Origin of the sequence: Congregibacter sp. (assembly GCF_965660375.1) — a bacterium.
GTDB lineage: Bacteria > Pseudomonadota > Gammaproteobacteria > Pseudomonadales > Halieaceae > Congregibacter.
In genome coordinates this window covers 1-22678 of sequence record NZ_CBFHZO010000113.1, presented here as the reverse complement: position 1 = coordinate 22678, position 22678 = coordinate 1, and the positions used below count along the sequence as shown (strand labels likewise).

The window sequence follows — 22678 nt, the reverse complement described above, 5'->3', positions numbered from 1 at the left end:
TCTATCCCCGCAGCCAGGTCTGATACCGCTCGAGCCAGGCCAGCACCTTCTCGGGCTTGCGGGCTTTCTTCCATTCCCCGGCCAGAAACCGATTCGCCTCACCCATGGTCGGGTAGATGTGAATGGTGCTGAGGATTTTGTTGAGACCGAGGCCATGCTTCATGGCCAGTACAAACTCGGGGATCAAATCCCCCGCATGAGCGCTCACGATTGTCGCACCCAGAATTCGGTCGCGCCCGGGTTCAGTAAGTACTTTGACAAAGCCCTCGTCCTCACTGTCCGCGATGGCCCGATCCAGGTCATCGATACCGTAGCGCGTCACCTCGTAGTCGATGTCCTGGGCTTTCGCCTCGTCTTCGCTCAGACCCACGCGAGCCACTTCGGGACTGGTGAAGGTAGCCCAGGGAATTACCGAGTAATCGACGCGGAAGCGCTTCAGGTGACCGAGGAGCGCATTCACCGTGGCAAACCAGGCCTGATGACTGGCGGTATGGGTAAACTGATAGGGACCTACGATGTCACCGCAGGCGTATATTGTGGGTATCACGGTTTGCAGATAATCATCGACCTCGATGGTGCCCCGATCCGTTGTACGTATACCCAGCTCCTCCAGCCCCATACCCTCGATGTTTGGCGTACGACCCACGGCCAGGAGCAATCGATCAAACTCCAGGGTCAACGGCTCATCATTATGCTGACAGTGGGCCCTCTGCCCCGTCTCTGTGCAGGCAAAGGATTGGGGCTCGCAGTTCCTGAGAATCCGCACTCCTTTCTTCTCCAGACGCGCATGCACCAGGCTTGAGGCATCGTCATCTTCCCGGGGCATGATCCGCGACGCATGAGTGACCAACGTAACCTCTGATCCGAGACTGGCCATGGCCTGCGCCAACTCACAACCGATAGGACCGGCGCCAAGCACCATCAACCGTCTGGGAAGTTCGCGAATCTCCCACAAGGTATCCGAGGTGAGGTAGTCAAGATCATCAAGGCCGGCGATATCCGGTACCCGGGCCCGGGCGCCGCTGGCAATCACGATGTGCCGGGAGGAGATGCGCTTTCCGTTCACCTCGACCTCCCAGGGGGAGACAATCTTGGCGTCGCCCGCCACGCAATCCACGCCCAGGGAAGTAAAACGCTCCACGGAATCATGAGGCTCAATGGCGGCAATTTTGGCCTGCACCCGCTCCATCACTGCGGGAAAATTTACCGAAACTTCCACCGGCGCAAGACCAAATTCCGGCGCCCGGCGCATTTCTTCGGCAACGTGAGCGCTGCGCAGAATCGCCTTGCTGGGCACGCAGCCGGTGTTGAGGCAGTCGCCCCCCATTTTGTGGCGTTCGATGAGCGTGACCTTTGCTTTGAGCGTGGCAGCAATGAGCGACGACACCAGGCCTGCTGACCCCGCGCCAATCACCACCAAATTGGTATCGAACTTCTTTGGTTTGGTGAATCGGGCCAGCTGTCGTCGTGCCTTGATCCGGTTCAACAGCGCCCGGGCAATAAAGGGGAAAACTGCAAGCAGTACAAAGGATCCCAGGAGCCCGGGCGACAAGATGCCCGAAAGACTCTCAAGCTGACCAAGCTGGGTACCGGCGTTGATGTAGACCGCGGTCGCCGGGAGCATGCCCAGCTGGGAAACCCAGTAAAACCTGGGCGTGCTGATGGGCAGCAAACCCGATATCAGGTTGATCACGAAAAACGGAAACACAGGCACGAGACGAAGAGAAAACAGATAAAAGGCGCCATCTCGGGCAAAGCCCTTGTTGAGGGCCTTCAACTGCCGGCGGAACCTCGTCTGCACCCAGTCGCGCAGAAGCAGACGCGACACCAGGAACGCCAGGGTAGCGCCGAGGGAGCTGGCAAAGGACACCAGTAGCAAGGCAGTCCAGAACCCGAAAATCGCCCCACCGGCGAGGGTCATAATGGCTGCACCAGGGAGAGACAGCCCGGTGACTGCCACATAGAGAGCGAAAAAGATCATGGCGATGGCCAGAGGATTGGCATCGCGTAACGCCACGAGATCTTCGCTGCGCCGACGCAGCTCCTCGAAACTCAGCAGTGCTTGCAGATCGAAATACCAGAAGGCAAAAAAGCCCCCAAGCACTAAAGCTATGATCACTATCTTGACTGATTTATTGGCCGCCATCGCGATTACTTCCTTTCAAATTAGCTGTCGGGACACGACCCGAATTCACGATGCCGACACAAGCCGACATAAAGAGTCACCTGGCAAAGCTTGAATATTTGCCTATCACCCCAATCTCCACGATAGAATCACACGTATATGCTCAAACAACTGTATGGAGAAACAATATGAGTGACGCCATTGTGCACGTCAGCGACGCAAGCTTCGAGCAAGATGTGCTTAGCAGCGACGTACCTGTCCTGGTCGATTTTTGGGCAGAGTGGTGCGGCCCCTGCAAAATGATCGCTCCGGTGCTGGATGAACTCGCCGGCGAATTCGCAGGCAAGCTGAAAGTCTGCAAAGTAGACGTCGATGCCAACCCGGAAGTTCCCGGTAAATTCGGGATCCGCGGCATTCCGACCTTGATTCTGTTCAAGGACGGCAACGCCGAAGCCACCAAGGTCGGTGCCCTGTCAAAATCGCAACTCGTTGAATTCGTAAACGAAAGCATCGCCTGACGGCCAGGCCCCATTGCGTCAGGCGGGGCCTTATTTTTCCTCAGCTTCAAGAGAAAAAGCGCTAGACCTCCATTCTGGAGCGTGCTACTTTCTTTCTGTCTGCGCGGCCCCGCGCGACCATAATAACTCCGCCACCCCTCTGTCTCTTCCGCTTAACAGCGCTTCAGGCAACCCAAAGAAGCGTTATTAACCCCAAGAGTCCAGGTACGGGCGAACCCACTAACCTTATCTCTCTGGCTCATCTACCTTGTCTAGCACATCCCAAATAGAAACCGAATCTCAAAACTCGACTGACGCCCCCGCACCCGGTGATACGCAAGGTGACGGGCAGGGCAATGCCAACAGCAATGCCAATAACGAAGCGCAGGCGGAAACACCCGCAGCAGCAGCAAAAGCTGATGCGGACGATGCCCGGGAGTCCGCCGGCGACGCGCCAGCCAGGAACTCTCAGGGGCGCGAGTCTGGCCAGGGAGATGGGCAGAGTAAGCCGTCTCGCAATCGCTCCCAGGGTCGCGGGAAGCGCAATAACAACAAGCAGCAGCCCCTGCCAGAGGGGTACCGTTCCGCAGAGCCCATGAACCTGACGGACTTGAAAACCAAGTCTACCCAGGAGCTCATTGATATTGCGTCCAGCATTGGCTTGGACAACCTCGCGCGATCGCGCAAGCAGGACATTATCTTCTCGATCCTCAAGCGCCATGCCAAGGGCGGCGAAGATATTTACGGCGATGGCGTTCTGGAAATTCTTCAGGATGGTTTTGGCTTTTTGCGCTCCGCTGACAGCTCCTACCTGGCAGGCCCCGACGATATCTATGTGTCGCCCAGCCAGATTCGCCGTTTTAACCTGCGCACCGGTGACACCATCACCGGCAAGATTCGACCACCAAAGGACAGCGAGCGCTATTTTGCTTTGCTCAAAATCGGCGAAGTCAACTTCAGCCGACCGGAAAACTCCAAGAGCAAGATTCTCTTTGAAAACCTGACACCGCTGTTTCCCGAAGAACGCCTGACCCTTGAAAAGGGCAATGGCAGCACCGAGGATCTCACCGGCCGAATCATCGATCTGGTCGCGCCCATCGGAAAGGGCCAACGGGGACTGCTGGTCGCACCGCCAAAAGCGGGTAAGACCATCATGATGCAGAACATCGCCCAGGCGATTCTGAGCAACAACCCCGAGACCTACATGATCGTGCTGCTCATCGACGAGCGCCCGGAAGAAGTGACAGAAATGCAGCGCTCCGTGGGTATCCGCGGCGCGGAGGTCGTGGCCTCTACCTTTGATGAACCCCCCTCACGGCACGTGCAGGTCGCGGATATGGTCATCGAGAAGGCCAAACGCCTGGTAGAGCACAAGCGGGACGTGGTGATTCTTCTGGACTCCATCACGCGCCTCGCCCGGGCCTACAACACCGTGATCCCCAGCTCCGGCAAGGTGCTCACCGGTGGTGTTGATGCCCACGCGCTGGAGCGTCCCAAGCGTTTCTTCGGTGCGGCGCGAAACATCGAGGAAGGGGGCAGCCTGTCCATTATCGCCACCGCGTTGGTAGATACCGGCTCCAAGATGGACGAGGTGATCTACGAGGAGTTCAAGGGCACGGGCAACATGGAACTGCACCTTGACCGGAAGATCGCCGAAAAGCGCATCTATCCCGCGATTAATATCCGCAGGTCCGGCACCCGTCGCGAAGAAAAGCTCACCGGTGAAGAAGAATTGCAGCGCATGTGGATTCTGCGCAAGCTGCTTCACGGCATGGAAGATCTGCCTGCGGTGGAATTCCTCCTCGATCGACTCAAAGATACCAAGACCAACGAAGAGTTCTTTATGTCCATGAAGCGCAAGTAGCGCTGAAACAACCTCATGGCCGCACGCTACAGTGATCTTCGCGATTTTATCGCGGAGCTTGAGTCCCGGGGCGAACTCGTACGCATCACGCGGGAAGTCGACCCAAACCTGGAAATGACCGAGATTGCGGATCGCACCCTGCGCGCCCGCGGTCCCGCCCTCCTCTTCGAAAATCCCAAAGGCCATAGCGTTCCTGTCCTTGCGAACCTGTTTGGTACCGAGGAGCGTGTGGCTCTGGGGATGGGCGCAGACAACGTTGCGGCACTGCGGGAAATTGGCGAGCTCCTGGCCTATCTGAAGCAACCGGATCCTCCCAAGGGTATGAAAGAGCTTTGGGAAAAGGCGCCGCTGTTACGCAAGGTTCTGGACATGGGGCCCAAGGTGATTCGCAACGCGCCCTGCCGCACCCATGTACGCGAGGGTGACGACGTTAATCTCTACGACCTGCCCATTCAAACCTGCTGGCCGGGTGATGCGGGGCCGTTGGTCACCTGGCCGCTGGTGATTACCCGGGGCCCCAACAAGGCCCGCCAGAATCTGGGCATTTATCGCATGCAACTCATCGGTCGCAACAAGCTGATCATGCGCTGGCTTTCTCATCGTGGCGGCGCACTGGATTACCGCGACTGGCAAATCAAGCGCCCCGGGGAGCGCTACCCCGTTGCCCTGGCGCTGGGTGCAGATCCGGCCACGACGCTCGGCGCCGTGACACCGGTGCCCGACGCGTTGTCAGAATATGCCTTTGCGGGCCTTCTTCGCGGAGCAAAAACCGAACTTTCCGAGTGCATCACGCCCCTCTGCAAGGCCAATGACCTACAGGTGCCGGCGACGGCGGAGTTTATTCTCGAGGGCTATCTGGAGCCCACAGAAGAAGCTGATGAAGGCCCCTTCGGAGATCACACTGGCTATTACAACGAGGTCGAGAGCTTCCCGGTATTTACCGTGACGGCGATCACCAGTCGCGAAGCGCCGATCTACCACAGCACCTACACCGGGCGACCACCGGATGAGCCAGCCATCCTGGGCGTGGCGCTCAATGAGGTGTTCGTACCGCTGCTGATCAAGCAGTTTCCCGAGATTGTTGATTTTTATCTGCCCCCCGAGGGCTGCTCCTACCGCATGGCGGTGGTCAGCATGCGCAAGGAATACCCAGGTCATGCCAAACGGGTGATGCTGGGCATCTGGAGTTTTCTGCGCCAGTTTATGTACACCAAGTTCATTATCGTGACCGATGATGATGTCGATGTGCGCAACTGGCAGGATGTGATCTGGGCCATGACCACGCGCATGGATCCGCGGCGCGACAGCGTTTTTGTGGATAACACGCCCATCGATTACCTGGACTTTGCCTCGCCGGTGGCGGGCCTCGGATCCAAGGTCGGTTTTGACGCCACCAACAAGTGGGAAGGCGAAACGGACCGGGAGTGGGGAGAGCCCATCCGCATGGATGACCCGGTGAGCGAGCGCGTTGAAGCTATGTGGGAAGATCTGGGTATCGGAATCGATCCCGCTCCCCGGCGACGCTAGTACCCAGAGCGCTGCTTAAGCACCGCACTGGGGTCTCACTACCCCGGGTTATTCACGCCTCGCTTCATTCACTGCCCAGACGGCGACTCTCAGGCAGGCTGTCCGAGACGACATCATCGGGCTGAGGCAACTCAGGCAGAGGATTATTGCGTAGTCCTGTTCCCACACGGAAGACCTCTGCCGCGCTTGCATGGTCGCCCACTGCCGTCAGGAGGCGACCCAGCTCAAGGCAGGCCTCTTCACTGGCCCTGGTCGCGTAACTGCGCTCCAGATAGTCGCGCGCTTTGGCCCACTGACGCTCCACCATGGCGAGGCGGCCGAGACAGAGCAGCAGATCGGGGTCTTTGTCGTGCTTGCGCAACCAGGCCTCCGCGGTCGCCAGCTGCTTCTGGGCGGTCTCACGATTAATGCGGCCGTAGAGGCTGACAAGCGCCGGCCTCCAGTTTTTCTTCAAGCGCCGCTCGATTTCCCGCTCCACAGTGGCGACCTCGTCGCATCTCAGCAAGGCTGACAGATAGTGCAGCTGCACTGATTCTTCGTCCACCAGGCGTCCCGGGTATTTTTTCCACCGCGATTTCAGCAGCTCAGTATCACCGGTCACCGCCGCTTGCTCCAGCAGATCGTAATGAATCCTTGCCTCCAGATCATCGAGTTCCAGGGCGCCGCCGATGCGATGTTTACGCAACAAGGGCAGCAGGGTGAGCATCGCTTCGATGTCGCCGAGTCCATCGTAGGCGCGGCACAGCAGATGAAGCACCTGCGGATGCTTGCCGGGATTTTTCTTGGCCGTCTCGAGGGTTCTCAGGGCTTTCTCGTACTGCCGATCATTGAGTTGCAGTTCGGCCTGGGTGAGATCCACGGCTATCACCGCCTCCAGGTCGCTCTCGGCGGCCTGCATGAGCTGGCGGCTCATAGCTTCCGGCTCCTGGAGACGATAACTCGCCCGGGCCGCCATCAGGTAGTTGAGGAGGGGAGACTCACTGTATTTCGCGCCGCGGAGCAGCTGCTTTCGGGACTTCGCCCAGTTGCCTTCGATAAAGTTGATGGTACCGCGACCGGTGAGACGTGCGGACTGGCGTAAGCGTCTCTCTCCGGCCCAGTTCAACACGTTGGCGGGACTGGTTATGAGGCGATGAAGAAAACGCAGGGACGCGTAGAGCAGCAGGACCAGCGTCGCGATGAGAAGAATCCCCACCCAGAAGCTGGTCTCTACGGTGTAACCACCGTAAGCGATAAGAAGATAGCCGGGCTCGGTCTCGATGAGCGCGACAATGCCGACACCGGCAACCAGGGCCAGCAATGCGATTAAAAACAGGCCGCCCATGGTGCTAGTTTCCGTTGCGAGCGAGACGCGCCCGCACCACGGTATCCAGCGCCGTGAGGGACTCGTTAAGGTTGGGAAGCTCAACGGAGACTCGCTCATCGCGAATACGCCGCAGGTCTTCAGCCATCGCTACCGCAGCCTGCTCGTCCGCTTTGAAGAACTGCGTGACCCAGCCCTCGGCCCGCTCGAGGCTCTGACGAAACAGGAGTTCGTTCCCCGACAGCATGGCCACCTGCGCCTGCTCCAGGAGCATGCGCATATTCTGTCGCACCAGACCCTCATATTGGGGGTCCATAAGCGCTTCCACGGGCACATCGCGGCGACTTACCACGATGTACTCGGACAGCTTTTCGATGGCCATCTCATAGCCCTGGGACAACCGCGTCTGCCAGTCCTCCGCGGTGACCGGTTCAATCTCGACCCGCTGATCGGGTAGCTCAAAGAGCACCAGGGCGTCGGTCTGGCGTATGAGGGCGTCAAGACGCAGGTACAAGCCCTGAATATCCAGCTTGGGCACCGCCTGGAGCGCCGCGATGTCACCGGCCACCGCCGAGCGCAACTTGACCAGGCCAGGGTCATCGAGGCCTCGCAAAATATTGTCCGCGCTGCGGAGCAGAGCTTCCGCCGACGCGGTATCGCCGGTCATAATCAAACGCTGATTGGCGAGGCGAAGGAGATACTGCACTTCAGCAATCTGCCAGCTCTCCCGGTCCTCAACGGTGAGATCACTGATAAGCTGCTGCTGCTCGCGCAAAGAGCGCTGAAGGTTGCCCAGCTGCTCCTCCACCACGCGTTTAACGCTGCCCGCAGCCTCGTTCGCCGTTGACTCGAGACGGCTTACCTGACGCTCCTGCGTCTCCAGGGTCCGTTGCTGGGCCTCCAACGCCCGCCGAAGGTCCTCCTCCGCGCGCTTCTGGCTGGCCTGCACCCCCTCCATTTCAAGCTCAATTTTGCGCTGCAGGTTATCGCGCATCTGATCAAAGGTGGTGACATCCTGACCGGAGACCGACTCCAGCCCCTGCACGCGCTGAAGCAAAACCGCTTCACGACGCTGCAGGTCGGTAAACATGTAAAAGACCCCTACCGCCATGAACAGCACCAACAGCAGGGCCAGCCAGGCAATGGGCGTGGAGCCCGAGCGCTGCGCGCCCCCTTCGGGAGGAACCGCTGCTGCCGCAATGACCGTGGGATCGGGGGAAGGAACGGAAGTTCCAGCGGGCGACCTAGACGCCGTGTCTGCCTGTTCTGTGCCTTTCAGTTCCGTCGCATCAGACTCGGTTTCGCTGTGCTTTTCGGCCGGCTTTTGACCCGAATTTTCGCTCTGGCTCTCGCCCTGATTTTTCTCATCGCTCAATGCTGTGTCTCCCCCAGATGCGCTGTGCGCCATGCTGTCGCGGCCGCCAGCATGGCAGCGTCGGACGCATTCTCCGCGCACTCGACCTGCGTCCAACCCAGGCCACGTGCCTGATCCGCGACGCGCTGCGACGGTACCAATAAGGTAGTCATCGCTAAGTTAGTGTGTTCCTCAGGTTGAAGCAAACCTGTAAGACGCTCCAGTCCCTCACCACTGCTCACAAGAATCAACGCCAGATCGCGTCCCCCCAAAAGTGCCCGGCACTCCTGCCGGTCGTGGGCAGCGTAGTCCCGTCGGTAACAGACCAGAGAGTCTACCTCGGCGCCACGCTCCCGCAGCTCCTGCTCAAGAAACTTGCGCCCCCCTTCACCTTTGACGATGAGCACACGCTGGGAATGCAGCTCAGCGAGCCCCGGCATTGCCAACAAGCCTTCACTGCTCATATCCCGCTCCGGTCGTCGCACATCCAGCCCCTCCGCCTCCAGACACAGCGCGGTGCTCTGACCCACCGCCCAGTAAACCTGGCCCTGGGGGAGTTGTGGCCAGTAATCCCGGATGCGCTCCACGCCCATACGCGCCGCATTGGCACTGACAAAAATCACGTGGGCATAACGATCAAGATCCATCAAACGTTGACGCTGGGCGCCGGGCAGGGGATCCAGGGGTTCTATCTGCAGCATGGGCAGGTGTATCGGCATAAAGCCCGCGTCAGAGAGAGCGGCTATCAAGCTATCAGCCTGTCCCGCGGGGCGGGTAACCAGTACCCGCTGCTCAGCGGTCATAAACCTCAGCGAGAATCTCTGCCGCACCGGCCTCCAGGAGTGAGTCGGCAACGGAGATACCCAGAGCCTCGGGGTTCTCCCTGCCACCCCGGGCTTCAGCCCGAAGTGTATGGGTACCGTCGGGTCGTCCCACGAGTCCCCGCAACCACAGCTGATCCCCTTCATGGACGGCATAGGAGGCGATGGGCACTTCGCAGCCCCCCTGCAGCCGACGATTCAAAGCCCGCTCCGCCAGCACCCGTTCCGCCGTGGGGCCATGGTGGAGAGGCTCGAGAAGTTTCCGGGTCGCGGTGTCATCACTGCGAATCTCGATGCCGACGGCACCCTGCCCCCCCGCAGGGAGAGAATCCGTCACGGGGATGCGCGCTCGGATACGCTCCCCCATTTCCAGACGGATGAGTCCGGCGCAGGCCAGAATAATCGCGTCGTATTCACCATCGTCGAGCTTGCGGAGACGGGTATTTACATTGCCTCGCAAAAAACGCACTTCGAGATCCGGGCGGTTGGCGCGCAGCTGACATTCCCGTCGAAGGCTGGAGGTACCAACGATGGCACCGGCGGGCAGGGCATCCAGATTTTCATAGCGGTTGCTCACAAAAGCGTCCGCAGGCTCTTCGCGCTCGCAGATCACCGCAAGCTCCAAACCTTCGGGAAACTCCATGGGAACATCTTTCATGGAGTGCACGGCGATGTGCGCCCGACCATCAAGAAGCGCGGTTTCCAGCTCTTTTACAAAGAGGCCCTTGCCCCCCACCTTGGCGAGGGGAACATCCAGAATCTGATCACCGCGGCTGGTCATACCCAGCAGCTCCACGGTGATGCCGGGGTGGGTCTCCAGCAGCGTGTCACGGACAAAATAGGCCTGCCAGAGGGCAAGCGGGCTTTCTCGGGTAGCAATTACGACGTCAGCAGGCATGAAAACTCAACAGGGTAAAAAAAACCCAATCATAGCATTCGGACAGCGAGACTCACCCCGTCAATGCAGCCTTAATCTCACTGAGATGCCGACGGCTTACCTGGGGCCGCGGGCTCACATCGTCGAGCTCGACTACCCAGCCATCATCAGAGCGCATCAGGCGTGCGATATGCGCCCTCGCCACAAGCGCGTTGCGATGGACCCGCAAAAACCGCGCCTCGAACTCAAGCTCCAGCTCCTTGAGAGATTCACTCAACAGGATATCCCCGGACGGTGCGCAGGCGCGCACATATTTGTCCTCCGCCAGAAAACACCGGACATCCGCCACCGGCAGGGTTTCGATCCCGCGATGTCCCGCGCTGACCACCTCCTCCCGACCGGCACCAGCAACACCCAGGGAATCCAACTGGGCACGATTCACCCGGACTGCTGCCTTGAGAGCGCCTTCAAGCTCCTTTTCGCGCACGGGCTTGAGTAAATAGGCAATGGCATGATGCTGAAGAGCGGCCAGAGCGTATTCATCATAGGCGGTACAAAAGATCACCGCGGGCGCTGCGGGCTCATCCAGTAAATGCCCCGCCACCTCGACACCATCCATCTCCGGCATGCGGATATCCAGCAGCACTATCTGTGGCTGCTCGGCACGCACCAGCGCAAGAGCCTCTAAGCCGTTATCCGCCTCAAAGCATTGGGCCTCCGGTCGCAGTCTCTGCAACAGCCGCAGCAACCGCTGCCGCGCCAGGGGCTCGTCGTCAACAACCACAATTTTCACGATGTCAGTCCCCGCTCAAGGGGAATACTGATGCGCGCGCTGTACACATTCTCTCTGGCTCCAACCCTGAGCGACGCCGACGCACGGTACTGCGCATCCAGACGCTGACGGATGTTATCCAGCGCCATGCGGTTCCCCCCGGAGCGATTCACCGCGCGCTGGGGTAAGGGATTCTGTACTTCGACATGCAACATCGAGGATTCTCGCCAGGCGCGAATACTCACTTCCCCCCCCTTGGGGAGCTGGGAAATCCCGTGATATACCGCGTTTTCCACCAGCGGCTGCAGTAACAGGGCAGGGAGCGCCACCGCCTTGAGTGAAGGGTCTATCTCCCACGCCACGGCGAGGCGATCCCTCAGTCGCAACTGCTCAATCTTCAGATAAAGTTCGCACAGATGGCACTCCTCGCCCAGGCTGCTGTCCCGGTCTCCAGATGACAGAGCCGCGCGAAAAAGCTCCGCAACGTCCTCGATCGCCTGTTCAGCGAGATCCGGCTGCACAGCAATAAGGCTGGCAATGCTGTTGAGGGTATTGAATAAAAAGTGAGGGCGAATGCGCGCCCGGAGCGCATCCAGACGCAACTGCAATTCACTCCGCTGTTGAAAAGCCACCCGTTGCTGGAGGTAAGCGTAGCGCAGCACCGTTGCCGCCAGAATCAACGCCAACAGTGCGTTGCGTAGCACCCAATCAAGAAGCCCGCCGCTTTGGGGCCCAAGCAGAGGATAAAAACGGTATACCAGCACGCTGGACAGCGTACTCACCACCAGCACCAGTACCAGGCACACGGCGGTTGCCGTTGCCGGCGTCATGGGCAGCAAGCGCCCGCGCATGCGGCAAATCAAGGCGATACAAAGGAGAGTATTCCACTGCACAAAAAACGATCCTGTACCCAGGGCTCGCCAGTCAAAGGCTGCCAGGGGCCCCAGGGCCAGCACATGGAGCAACACCACCAGCTGTGCAAGAAGCACGGCCAGAAACACCGCCGGGGGCGCACAAAGATCGGGGATAAAAAACCCGTTCTCGTGCGGGGCGGCCTCATCGGACGCCGGGGGCCCCGGGTGCTGCATGCTAGACCTCCAAACATTGACGACCGCGTGCCGTGCAGGAACAAACGCTCTGGTAACGCCGAAAAAATCCCGTTGTGCGCTGATATACTTGCACGCCTTTTCAACCGGGACAAGCAGCAGCCCGGCGGAATACCACAGCAAAAGGAACACCCATAGTATGTCGGATCACAGCGACAACCCCAGCCTTTGGGGCGGCCGTTTCAGCGAGGCGACGGACAGCTTCGTGCAACGGTTTACGGCCTCCGTGAGCTTCGACCAGCGCATGGCGGCCCAGGATATCCGCGGCTCCCTGGCGCACGCACAAATGTTAACGGGGGCTGGCATTCTGAGTGCAGAGGAACATGAGGCCATACAAGGAGGCCTTGCCGCCGTGCAGAAGGAAATCGACAGCGGCGAATTCCCCTGGTCGGTGGAGCGCGAAGACGTGCACATGAACATCGAGGCACGGCTTACTGCCCTCATTGGTGACGCGGGTAAAAAGCTGCACACGGGCCGCTCGCGCAACGATCAGGTGGCCACCGACATACGTTTGTACCTGCGAGACGCCATTGACGCCATCAGCGAAGAACTCACACGACTGCAAAAGGGGCTGGTGGGATTGGCTCACAGTCATGCAGCAACGGTGATGCCCGGCTTTACCCATCTCCAGGGCGCACAGCCGGTTACCTTTGGACACCATATGCTGGCCTGGAATGAGATGCTGGAGCGAGACTACAGTCGCCTCGCAGACTGTCGCGCGCGCATGAACCAGTGTCCCCTGGGGGCCGCGGCGCTGGCGGGCACAACGTTCCCCATTGATCGCGCGCGAACATCCGATGCCCTCGGTTTTGATCAGCCCACACGAAACTCCCTCGACTCGGTTTCCGACAGAGACTTCGCCATCGAATTCACCGCCGCTTCGGCGCTGATCCTTACCCATTTGTCCCGCATGAGTGAGGAGCTGGTGCTCTGGACCTCGGCGCAATTTCAATTTGTGGAGCTACCGGACCGTTTCTGCACCGGCTCCTCCATCATGCCCCAGAAGAAAAATCCCGACGTACCCGAGTTGGTGCGGGGAAAGACGGGCCGGGTGAACGGCCATCTGGTGGCACTGCTGACCCTGATGAAATCTCAGCCACTGGCGTATAACAAGGACAATCAGGAGGACAAAGAGCCTCTTTTTGACTGTATTGATACCGTTCTGGATTGCCTGCGCGCCTTTGCGGACATGGTTCCGCACATCAAGCCCCGGGAGGAACGTCTCCGGGAGGCGGCCCGGGCAGGCTTCGCAACCGCCACGGATCTCGCCGATTATCTCGTGCGCAGGGGACTGCCTTTTCGCGATGCACACGAGGTGGTGGGAAGGGCCGTGGCCGAAGGCATCAGCCGGAAAGTAGATCTTGCGGACATGTCTCTCGACAAACTGCAGAGCTTTAGCGAACTCATCCGCGAAGACGTGTTCGATGTGCTTACAGTCGAGGGCTCGGTGGCAGCGCGGGATCATCTGGGTGGTACCGCACCCGCGCAGGTCACAGTCGCCGCCACTGAAGCCGCGACCCGCCTGGTGAGTCGCTAGCAGAGGCAGCGGGCGTTTATACTTGAGGTCTTTGCTCCTTTGCATTTTGGCGGTGCTTGCGGTTTACCGCGCGACTTCCGCCTGCGACTCGGCGAACAACGTTACCTGGTCAGGCCATACGCCAAATCCCTATAGACAACCCGAATAGAAACAGGAACGCTCCCTTGATATTTCCTTGCCGCAAGAGACATGCCCCTGAAACAGCGCTATTGCCATCAGGCCTGCTACTAACCGCTCTATTGCCCTTCCTTGGGGGATGCGGGCAGATGGGCCCGCTCTATCAGCCGCAGCCAGAAGAGCCACAAAGCGCGCAGTTGGCGATACCGACGCTCCCCGGCAGCGCCCGTTCATCCACCGGATCGGAGGACTAGGCAGCTATGGGGTTTTCCTACCGCGAGAAACGGTTGTTTGCCGAAGAACTGGACTGCGAGGCACTGGCTGAGGAGTACGGCACACCTTGCTACGTCTATTCCCGCGCAGCCATGGAAGCCGCATTAGGGGCATACCACGACGCCCTATCAGGCTGCGAGCATTTGGTGTGCTACGCCGTCAAGGCGAATTCCAATCTTGCGGTCCTCGACACCCTGGCCCGGCAGGGCGCCGGCTTTGACATCGTGTCCATGGGCGAGCTGGAGCGCGTACTGGCTGCGGGGGGCGATCCCGGCAAGGTGGTGTTCTCCGGGGTAGTAAAGCGGCGGGACGAAATGCGCCGCGCCCTGGAGCTGGGTATTCGGTGCTTCAATGTCGAGTCTGAAGCGGAGCTTGAGGTGTTACAAAGCGTTGCCGCGGAACTGGGCAAGCGCGCTCCCGTGTCCGTACGGGTCAATCCCGATGTAGATGCCGGCACTCACCCCTACATCTCTACCGGTCTTCGGGAAAACAAGTTTGGCGTGGCCACCGATATCGCCATGGCCATGCTGCGCCGTGCCAAAACACTGCCCAACATCGACGCCATAGGGCTGGACTGCCACATCGGCTCCCAACTGGTGGACATGGCACCGTTGCTGGAATCATTGCGACAACTGTTACTGATGGTCGACACGCTCGAAGCCGAAGGCATCCGCATACATCACCTGGATCTCGGCGGCGGCATCGGTGTGCGTTACAAAGATGAAGAGCCCCCTGCCATCGCCGACTACATTGCCGCGGTACGCGAGGCCCTGGGTGACCGGGAGCTCTGCCTGGTGTTCGAACCCGGGCGCTCCATAGTGGCCAACGCCGGCGTTCTTCTTACCCGGGTGCATTACACCAAAGAGACAGACGCCCACAGCTTTGCCCTGGTGGATGCCGCCATGAACGACTTCATCCGGCCTGCCCTCTATGAGGCCTGGGTAGATATTCAAACAACGGGCCCCAGCAATGAGCCAACCCGGACCTGGAATATTGTGGGCCCGGTCTGTGAGACCGGCGACTTTCTAGGCAAAGATCGTGAACTGCCATTGGCGGCGGGCTCCCTCCTCGCCATCCACGGCGCGGGTGCCTACGGGTTTGTGATGAGCTCTAACTACAACACCCGTCCCCGCGCCGCAGAAGTTATGATAGACGGCAAGAATTCGCACCTCGTACGGGAGCGGGAGAGCATCGAGGATCTGCTCCGCGGCGAACACCGCCTGCCACAATAGATCCACACAAACCAAAAAGAGACCAAAAGCGGGAGATTCACCAGCGGAGTCACAACAATAAGATGCCGGTTAAGTTTACAAAAATGCATGGCGCAGGCAACGATTTCGTCATGATCGACACCATCAGTCAGCGGATCAAGCTCAGACCCCGGGATATCCGGCGTATTGCTGATCGCCGTCGCGGGGTCGGCTGTGATCAGGTGCTGCTGGTAGAGCCGCCGGAACAACCTGCGGCGGATTTTCGCTATCGCATTTTTAATGCGGACGGCAGCGAGGCGGGCCAGTGCGGTAACGGGGCGCGATGCTTCGCACGCTTCGTTCGTCACCGGCGACTGACGCATCTCAATAAAATGGTCGTAGAGACCGGCAGTAGCCTGATGACCTTGAGCCTGATGGATAATCACGCGGTTGAGGTGAATATGGGGCCACCGGTTTTTACCCCCGCAGAGATACCTTTTTTACGTGACCAGCCCGCACCCGAGTATGATCTCACTGCCGCGGGCGAACAGCTCCGCGTGGGCGCGCTTTCCATGGGTAATCCTCATGCTGTTTTGCGGGTCAGTGATGTCAACGATGGAAGCCTCGAGCGACTCGGCGAAGCCATGCGCAGCCATGAGGACTTTCCGGAAGGCGCCAACGCCGGTTTTCTGGAGATCGTGGATCGGCAAAACGTGCGGCTTCGCGTGTTCGAGCGTGGCGTTGGCGAAACGGAAGCCTGCGGTTCCGGCGCCTGCGCTGCCGTCGTGTACGGCCAACGCATGGACTGGCTCGATGACAGAGTGACAGTGGAATTGACCGGGGGTAAGCTGACCGTTCAGTGGCAGGGCGACGGCAAATCGGTGCTTATGACCGGCCCCACCGCGATCAGCTTCGAAGGCACCATAAGACTGTAGCACCGGGCCTTTTTTACACCGGGCTTGCGGCCGGCAAGCCATCCAGCCACCTGACCACAAGAGGCAGACAGACGCGTGGACGAAGACGATATTCGAGATTTTCTGGTTCAGAACCCGGACTATTTTCAAAAGAACCCGGAGCTTTTGGGACTTATTGAAGTTCCCCATGCTACGGGTGCGGCGGTGTCTCTGGTGGAGAGGCAGGTCAGCGTGCTTCGCGATCGCAACGTGGATCTTCGTCATCGCCTCCGGGACCTTGGAAGCACGGCTAAGGACAACGACCAGATGTTTGCGGATACGCGACAGCTGGTACTCGGTTTACTTCCCGCCACAACCGTCGATGAACTCGAAGCTGCACTTATTCGCGTGCTTCGCGATATTTTTGATATCGAATATGCAAGCCTGACACTGTTCGAAGACGCTGGAGAGCACAAGGGCTCCGTGCGACGAGTTCCGGAGTCACAGCTCAAGGGCAAGCTTGGGGCACTGCTGGTTCGGGGCAACGCCGGGTGCGGTGCCCTGCGCGCCGATGACTTTGAGTTTTTATTTCCCGGCGCCACGCTGGTAGGCTCTGCGGCCATTGCGCTCATCGAGAATGAGGGTAAAGCGCTGGGCGCTCTTTCGGTGGGAAGCTCCGATGCGAGTCACTACGACGGCGAGATGGGAACCCTGTTTCTGGAGTTTGCCGCGGAAGTCATCGCAGGACTCCTCAAACGGATCGATCCCTCCTAGACCATGGTAGGCGACGCCTCTGCATCGGCGAGCCTGGATGAGCGGATAACTGCCTTTCTCGATTATCTGCGCGGTGTACGCCGACTCTCTCCCCACACGGTGGCGGCGTACCAGCGGGACCTCAGCAGCTTTCAGTCCTTTTGCGAGGCGCAGGCCCTCAAAACCTGTAGTGATGTTCAGGAAAGCCACGTGCGGCAGTGGCTGGCCCAGGGGCACCGCCGGGGGCTTGCATCCAACAGCCTGCAACGGCAACTTTCAGCGCTGCGGGCCTATTTCCAGTGGGAAAGCAATGATACCGGGCGGCGACGCAACCCGGCTCTGGCGGTGCAGGCGCCCCGTAAACGACGCAAACTCCCGGGCACTCTCGAGGCCGATCAGGTGGGGATCTACCTGCGCGCCGATGGCGATGACCCGCTGCAGCTTCGGGATCTGGCCATGGCGGAGCTTTTCTACTCCTCCGGCTTACGCCTTGCGGAACTGCGCGCTGTGAATCTTCACGACATTGATCGCAGTCAGAGTCTGATATCCGTTACGGGTAAGGGAAGCAAAACGCGGACCGTGCCCGTGGGCAGTGCCGCTACCGCGGCCATCGAAGCCTACCTGCACCACCGGCCCACGCCGGTCAGCGATGCTGAACAGGCCCTGTTTCTCAGCAGTCGCGGCCAGCGTATCAGCGAGCGCTCCATTCAGTCCCGCGTTCAACTCCTGGCGGAGCGCAACGGCCTGGGTCGCGACGTCCATCCCCATATGCTGAGGCATTCTTTTGCGAGCCATCTGCTGGAGTCCAGTGGCGATCTGCGCGCCGTGCAGGAACTGCTGGGACACAGTGATATCTCTACCACACAAATCTATACGCACCTGGATTTTCAGCACCTTGCCAAGGTGTACGACGGCGCCCACCCCCGGGCGCGGAAACAAAAGGATGATGACAAGCAGTGACTATCAAGGTGGTGACCTTTGATCTGGATAACACCCTATGGGATGTGGAACCTGCGCTGCTGCGTGCAGAGAAGGCCCAACGACAATGGCTCCTCGAACACCGCCCTGGCGCCATCGATACCATCGGACACGAGGAGCTATGGGAACTCAAAAAGCGGGTCTGGAAAGCGCACCCGGAACTAACCCACAATGTCACCGCGATTCGTCAGCGTTTTCTGGAAGAGCTCCAACGCGCCGCTGGCTTTGACGACGAGTCCGCAAAGATTGGCGCACAGCAGGCATTTGCGGCTTTCCTAATGGAGCGACAGCGGGTGGAGCTTTACGCAGAAGCTCTGGAGGTCCTGGAAAGCCTGACGGGACGCTTTTGCCTGGGCGCCCTCACCAACGGTAATGCGGATGTCTACAAAACCGATGCCGGCGAATATTTTGACTTTGCCTTTCTTGCGGAGGAAATCGGTGCCAGCAAACCCGCGCCGGACATGTTTCATGCGGCGATAGAAAGAACGGGCGTCAAGGCCGAGGAAATTCTCCATGTGGGCGATAACCCCGAGCACGACATCCTGGGGGCCCTGCGGGTCGGAATGCATGCTATCTGGTTGAATGCCGACGCCGCGCGCTGGCCCCACACCCAGAATAAAGAAGACTATGCGCCCCATGGCATTATTGGCAGCATCGGTGAGCTCCCGGCGGCGGTGGACGCATTGGAGAGTCGCTTAGGGACCCACGCCAAGGGCTAAAAAAACTACAGGCTAAAGATTGGAGCTGAGGACTGACCCGTTAGTTGCTGAAGCGATCCTCGCCATACACCGGGCACTCTTCCACCGGAGACGGCTCCGGTCCTCCCACGGCGCTGATTTGGGCATTCCAGCAGTCATCAAAAATGGAACAGTAGCAGTAACTGAGGCTCACTCGTCCGGAGTAAATCCCGGCCTGCATGCCCTCCACAACCACCCGATCAGTCGTATGAAAGGAGGTCAGTGTTTCTCCCGGTGACAGCACGCGACCGGTGACGTCGCTGCGACCATAGCGCACGCCCTGCGCAAACTCCTCATCGAGGAATGATGTGAGCACCGCGCGCCAGTCGCGATAGACCTCGCCATCAATGAGCAGCTGCATTTCACGCATTTTTGCGGGGCCGACACCGGAATTGCTCAGCTCCAGAGAAAATGCGGCCTTATCATCCTGGACAAAATCCCGAATCGTCAACTGCACATAGGGCCACACCGTCGCTGCGGTTTGCTGACGCACCGCCTCGGACTCACCCAGGGCGGCATAGAGGGCGACACCGCCCGTGAATACGCCTGCGAGAGACAGCAGTGTCTGCCAAAAAGTAAGCCGGAGAAAAGCACGTTCGATGCTGGCAAAACCACCGGGCGGCGTGGATGCGTTGCCAGGCTCCGGGGGATTCTCATGGGGACTGTCGCTCACGGGCGAGGAGTTGGACGGTGCCGGGACTTAAATAGCCTCCTCACCGGTTTCCCGAGTACGAATGCGGATCACTTCCTCGAGGCTGGAAACAAAAATTTTGCCATCGCCGATCTTTCCCGTATCCGCAGCGGAGACGATGGCCTCCACGGAGCTATCGAGCTGCTCATCTCCCACCGCGACTTCCACCTTTACCTTGGGCAGGAAATCCACCACGTATTCAGCGCCACGATACAGTTCCGTATGGCCCTTTTGGCGGCCAAAGCCTTTCACTTCGGTCACGGTAATGCCCTGCACTCCGACCTCGGCGAGTGCCGATCGGACATCATCGAGTTTGAACGGCTTGATGATCGCGGTAATAAGTTTCATAGCAGCAATGCTCTATTGGCGACGTAATGGTCGATGATAGGGACTCAAGGCATCCTGCTGCAAGCAGCGCTGAAGTCGGGCTTTTTCTGTCTTCTGATGTTCGAGGCCATTTTTCTCCCTGGCTACAGGGATATGGGGGCAAAACCACAAATCGTAACGAGAATGATTCTTATTGCTTGTATAGTTAGCATTCGATCATTATCATCCAAGACTCTTTACTACTATATTTTCTGCGTAATGTTTGGAGCGTTTGATGAACCACAGCAACACCCGCTTTCGCGTTGCCCCTCTGGCCCTGGCGCTATCGGCAACGCTGCTTTCCAGCGGCCCTCTTGGGGCCGCTCAGACTGCGAACCCCGCCGCCATCATCGATGCGCAGTCATCGGTAGTGGAAGAAGTCTTCATCTTTGCTGACGCCGATGAAGTTCGCGCGCTGCCCGGATCTGCGGCCCTGGTCAGCGAGGAGCAGTTTCGCATTGAATTTGCCAACGACATCAATCAGCTGCTGAAAACCGTACCTGGCACCTACATCCGTGAGGAAGACGGCTACGGGCTTCGTCCAAATATCGGCATCCGCGGGGCCACCTCCGAGCGTTCATCCAAAATTACGCTCATGGAAGATGGCGTGATGATCGCGCCGGCCCCCTACTCCAACCCCGCGGCCTATTACTTTCCCACGGCCATGCGTATGCACAGCGCTGAGGTACTCAAGGGTGCGCCGCTGCTTCGCTATGGCCCCCAGACTACGGGGGGTGTCATCAATATGGTGTCCACGCCTATTCCAGACATGGTCACGGGCAACCTCGATCTTCGCGTTGGCCAGAACGGCGAGCAGGACCTGTTGGCAAACTTTGGCGGGCAATATGGCGATTTCGGTTACCTCGTAGAGACGGCTCAGCGACGCAGCGACGGTTTCAAGGAAATCGACCGGGGCAACGATAGCGGTTACGACATCGAGGACTATCTCGTAAAGCTGTCCTGGACCGGCGAGCGTCAGTCTCTGTTGTTCAAGGCGCAGTACTCCAATGAAACCTCAGACGAAACCTATCTCGGTCTCACGGATGCTGACTTCGCCACCAATGAAGACCGCCGCTACGGCCTGTCATCCATCGACGAAATGAACAATTATCACGCCGGCTTTAACCTCCGCTACGGTCTGCAGCTCAGCGATGACCTGGCACTCTCGGTAACGGCCTACCAAAACAACTTTTCCCGGGACTGGTTCAAACTTTCCGGCGGTAATTCCTTTGTGCGTGCAGCGAACGCCGGTGACGCCGGCGCTCAGGCCATACTCGATGGCGAGGCGGATGTGTTCGGACTTGGCTACAAGCACAACAATCGCGACTACGAGTCCCGCGGGGTTGAGTTGAATCTTGATCACAGTCTGGGCGACCACAACTTAAGCTATGGATTGCGTCTTCATGAAGACGAGATGGACCGCTACCAACCCATCGAGGTTTACGACCAGATCAACGGCGAGCTGGTTCTCTCGGGACGCGTTGAGCCGGTGGGTGGCGATAACCGCCTGGAGGATGCGCAGGCCATGTCCGCATGGCTTATGGACAGCTGGCAGTTGAGCGGCGCGCTCAATCTGAATCTGGCACTGCGCTACGAGGACGTGGACAGCAGCCGTCGTCAGTTCTCTGACCCGGATCGCGAGACGGACCCCAGTCGAAGATCCAACAACTCTCAGGAGTGGTTGCCCGGCGCATCCTTTACCTACGACCTGTCTGATCAATGGCAGGCACTGGCGGGCGTCCATCGCGGATTCTCGCCCCTGGGCGGCGGCGCGCAGGAGTTCGAAGAACCGGAAACCAGTGTGAACTGGGAGGCGGGAATCCGCTATCGCGGCAGCTGGTTCCTGGAGGCTATCGCTTTTTATAGCGACTTCGATAACAAAACCGAAAACTGCTCCAACGCCAACCCCTGCAGTAATGGCGCGACGGCGGGCGCCTTCACTACGGGGCAGGCGGTCATTCAGGGCGTGGAACTTCAAGCAAGCACCGTGCTGAACTTTGGCGACATGAACGCCCCCATCGATCTCGCCTACACCTACACCGACGCCGCCATCAGCAGCGATAACGTAGAAGAAGGGTTCAGCGACGGTGACACCCTGGCAGCGGTCCCGGAAAACACCCTCAGCCTGCGCCTGGGCCTTGAGACAGCGATGAACTGGGACAGCTACGCCGTGATCAAGTACATCGATGAAACCTGCGTGACCATCGGTTGCAACACGGACAGCAATCCCTTTAACCGCACAGAGGACCTGCTCGTTACGGACCTCATCAGCCGCTACGCAGTCACTGATGATGCGGTGGTATTCGTGAAGTTCGAGAACGTCTTTGACGAGCGATCCATCGTGTCGCGGCAACCGGAAGGAGCACGACCCAACAAGCCGCGTACCGCGTCGGTAGGACTGCAGTACCAGTTCTGATCATAGCTGGCGGGGATCGGCTCGAGCAAAAAAAAGGGGGCCCAGAGGGCCCCCAAAAAACGCATTGAAATAATGCGCCCGCAAGATTGTTGCTTACTTGGCTGAAACGAATTCCGGGTAGGCTTCAAGACCACACTCGGAGAGATCCACGCCCTCGTATTCCTCTTCTTCCGTGACCCGGATACCCATGACGGTCTTGATCGCGAAGAAAGCAATGAAGCTGGTGACAAACACCCAGCCAAAGATAGTGGCCGCACCAATGAGCTGGCCGCTGAAGCTGGATCCGTCGTTGGTGACGGGAACCAGGAGCAGACCCAACAGACCGACCACACCGTGTACAGAGATCGCACCTACGGGATCGTCAATCTTCAGCTTGTCCAGGGTGATGATAGAGAACACCACCAGAATGCCGCCGACGGCGCCAAAAAGCGTAGCCATCAATGGCGTAGGCGTAGATGGCTCAGCGGTGATTGCCACGAGC

20 protein-coding genes and 1 pseudogene are annotated in these 22678 nt (G+C 59.1%); 11 read left to right on the top strand and 10 right to left on the bottom strand.

What is annotated here, in order from left to right; genetic code table 11:
* Window position 1 precedes the first annotated feature (1 nt).
* A complete protein-coding gene (locus ACTG3T_RS10895; RefSeq protein ID WP_439102299.1) occupies window positions 2–2146 on the bottom strand; it encodes an FAD-dependent oxidoreductase in 2145 nt (714 codons plus the stop codon).
* Window positions 2147–2313: 167 nt separating this feature from the next.
* Between ACTG3T_RS10895 and trxA the strand changes: the two genes are divergently transcribed.
* The 3 genes from trxA to ubiD all read left to right on the top strand — a co-directional run bounded on the left by trxA (window position 2314) and on the right by ubiD (window position 6013).
* On the top strand, window positions 2314–2643 hold the full coding sequence (gene trxA / locus ACTG3T_RS10890; RefSeq protein ID WP_008293848.1) for a thioredoxin TrxA: 330 nt from the start codon (window positions 2314–2316) through the stop codon (window positions 2641–2643).
* Between the two features lie 574 nt (window positions 2644–3217).
* Entirely contained in the window at window positions 3218–4486 is a 1269-nt protein-coding gene (gene rho, locus ACTG3T_RS10885) for a transcription termination factor Rho (protein ID WP_008293847.1), read from the top strand.
* A 15-nt stretch (window positions 4487–4501) separates the two neighbouring features.
* Window positions 4502–6013, top strand: a complete 1512-nt coding sequence (ubiD, locus tag ACTG3T_RS10880; RefSeq protein ID WP_439102298.1) for a 4-hydroxy-3-polyprenylbenzoate decarboxylase — start codon at window positions 4502–4504, stop codon at window positions 6011–6013.
* A gap of 64 nt (window positions 6014–6077) precedes the next feature.
* On the opposite strand, the gene ACTG3T_RS10875 is transcribed toward ubiD, so the two are convergent.
* The 6 genes from ACTG3T_RS10875 to ACTG3T_RS10850 are packed head-to-tail and all read right to left on the bottom strand — an operon-like array spanning window position 6078 to window position 12228.
* Complete coding sequence (locus ACTG3T_RS10875; protein ID WP_439102297.1) at window positions 6078–7337, bottom strand: heme biosynthesis HemY N-terminal domain-containing protein; 1260 nt, start codon at window positions 7335–7337, stop codon at window positions 6078–6080.
* 4 nt (window positions 7338–7341) lie between these two features.
* Window positions 7342–8691: a uroporphyrinogen-III C-methyltransferase gene (locus ACTG3T_RS10870; protein WP_439102296.1), complete on the bottom strand. Its 1350-nt coding sequence runs from the start codon at window positions 8689–8691 to the stop codon at window positions 7342–7344.
* Window positions 8688–9473, bottom strand: a complete 786-nt coding sequence (locus ACTG3T_RS10865) for a uroporphyrinogen-III synthase (protein ID WP_439102295.1) — start codon at window positions 9471–9473, stop codon at window positions 8688–8690. The genes ACTG3T_RS10870 and ACTG3T_RS10865 overlap by 4 nt, the downstream gene beginning before the upstream one ends.
* On the bottom strand, window positions 9463–10389 hold the full coding sequence (hemC, locus tag ACTG3T_RS10860) for a hydroxymethylbilane synthase (RefSeq protein WP_439102294.1): 927 nt from the start codon (window positions 10387–10389) through the stop codon (window positions 9463–9465). Before hemC ends, ACTG3T_RS10865 begins: the two co-directional genes overlap by 11 nt.
* Before the next feature lie 52 nt (window positions 10390–10441).
* The gene (locus ACTG3T_RS10855; protein WP_439102293.1) at window positions 10442–11161 is read right to left on the bottom strand and encodes a LytR/AlgR family response regulator transcription factor; all 720 of its coding nucleotides are present in this window, start codon (window positions 11159–11161) and stop codon (window positions 10442–10444) included.
* A complete protein-coding gene (locus tag ACTG3T_RS10850) occupies window positions 11158–12228 on the bottom strand; it encodes a sensor histidine kinase (RefSeq protein ID WP_439102292.1) in 1071 nt (356 codons plus the stop codon). Before ACTG3T_RS10850 ends, ACTG3T_RS10855 begins: the two co-directional genes overlap by 4 nt.
* Before the next feature lie 157 nt (window positions 12229–12385).
* On the opposite strand from ACTG3T_RS10850, the gene argH reads away from it, so the two are divergent.
* The 7 genes from argH to ACTG3T_RS10815 all read left to right on the top strand — a co-directional run bounded on the left by argH (window position 12386) and on the right by ACTG3T_RS10815 (window position 18706).
* Entirely contained in the window at window positions 12386–13783 is a 1398-nt protein-coding gene (argH, locus tag ACTG3T_RS10845) for an argininosuccinate lyase (protein ID WP_439102291.1), read from the top strand.
* Window positions 13784–13839: 56 nt separating this feature from the next.
* Window positions 13840–14154, top strand: a complete 315-nt coding sequence (gene lptM, locus ACTG3T_RS10840) for an LPS translocon maturation chaperone LptM (RefSeq protein ID WP_439102290.1) — start codon at window positions 13840–13842, stop codon at window positions 14152–14154.
* A gap of 6 nt (window positions 14155–14160) precedes the next feature.
* Entirely contained in the window at window positions 14161–15405 is a 1245-nt protein-coding gene (gene lysA, locus ACTG3T_RS10835) for a diaminopimelate decarboxylase (protein ID WP_439102289.1), read from the top strand.
* 62 nt (window positions 15406–15467) lie between these two features.
* Window positions 15468–16298, top strand: a complete 831-nt coding sequence (dapF, locus tag ACTG3T_RS10830; RefSeq protein ID WP_439102288.1) for a diaminopimelate epimerase — start codon at window positions 15468–15470, stop codon at window positions 16296–16298.
* A gap of 75 nt (window positions 16299–16373) precedes the next feature.
* Window positions 16374–17030 (top strand): DUF484 family protein, encoded by a 657-nt coding sequence (locus ACTG3T_RS10825; RefSeq protein WP_439102287.1) that lies wholly within the window; start codon window positions 16374–16376, stop codon window positions 17028–17030.
* Window positions 17031–17033: 3 nt separating this feature from the next.
* Window positions 17034–17969 carry a tyrosine recombinase XerC gene (gene xerC, locus ACTG3T_RS10820; RefSeq protein WP_439102286.1) on the top strand — a complete coding sequence of 312 codons (936 nt, stop codon included), beginning with the start codon at window positions 17034–17036 and terminating at the stop codon, window positions 17967–17969.
* Window positions 17966–18706 (top strand): HAD family hydrolase, encoded by a 741-nt coding sequence (locus ACTG3T_RS10815; protein WP_439102285.1) that lies wholly within the window; start codon window positions 17966–17968, stop codon window positions 18704–18706. The genes xerC and ACTG3T_RS10815 overlap by 4 nt, the downstream gene beginning before the upstream one ends.
* Window positions 18707–18746: 40 nt before the next feature.
* On the opposite strand, the gene ACTG3T_RS10810 is transcribed toward ACTG3T_RS10815, so the two are convergent.
* The gene (locus ACTG3T_RS10810) at window positions 18747–19397 is read right to left on the bottom strand and encodes a hypothetical protein (protein WP_439102284.1); all 651 of its coding nucleotides are present in this window, start codon (window positions 19395–19397) and stop codon (window positions 18747–18749) included.
* A 27-nt stretch (window positions 19398–19424) separates the two neighbouring features.
* Window positions 19425–19763: a P-II family nitrogen regulator gene (locus ACTG3T_RS10805; protein WP_439102283.1), complete on the bottom strand. Its 339-nt coding sequence runs from the start codon at window positions 19761–19763 to the stop codon at window positions 19425–19427.
* Between the two features lie 253 nt (window positions 19764–20016).
* Here ACTG3T_RS10805 and ACTG3T_RS10800 point away from each other — a divergent pair, with 253 nt between their 5' ends.
* Window positions 20017–22197, top strand: a complete 2181-nt coding sequence (locus ACTG3T_RS10800; protein ID WP_439102282.1) for a TonB-dependent receptor family protein — start codon at window positions 20017–20019, stop codon at window positions 22195–22197.
* 93 nt (window positions 22198–22290) lie between these two features.
* Here the strand turns inward: ACTG3T_RS10800 and ACTG3T_RS10795 are convergent.
* Window positions 22291–22678 (bottom strand): annotated as a pseudogene (locus ACTG3T_RS10795) (ammonium transporter); the annotation flags it as partial.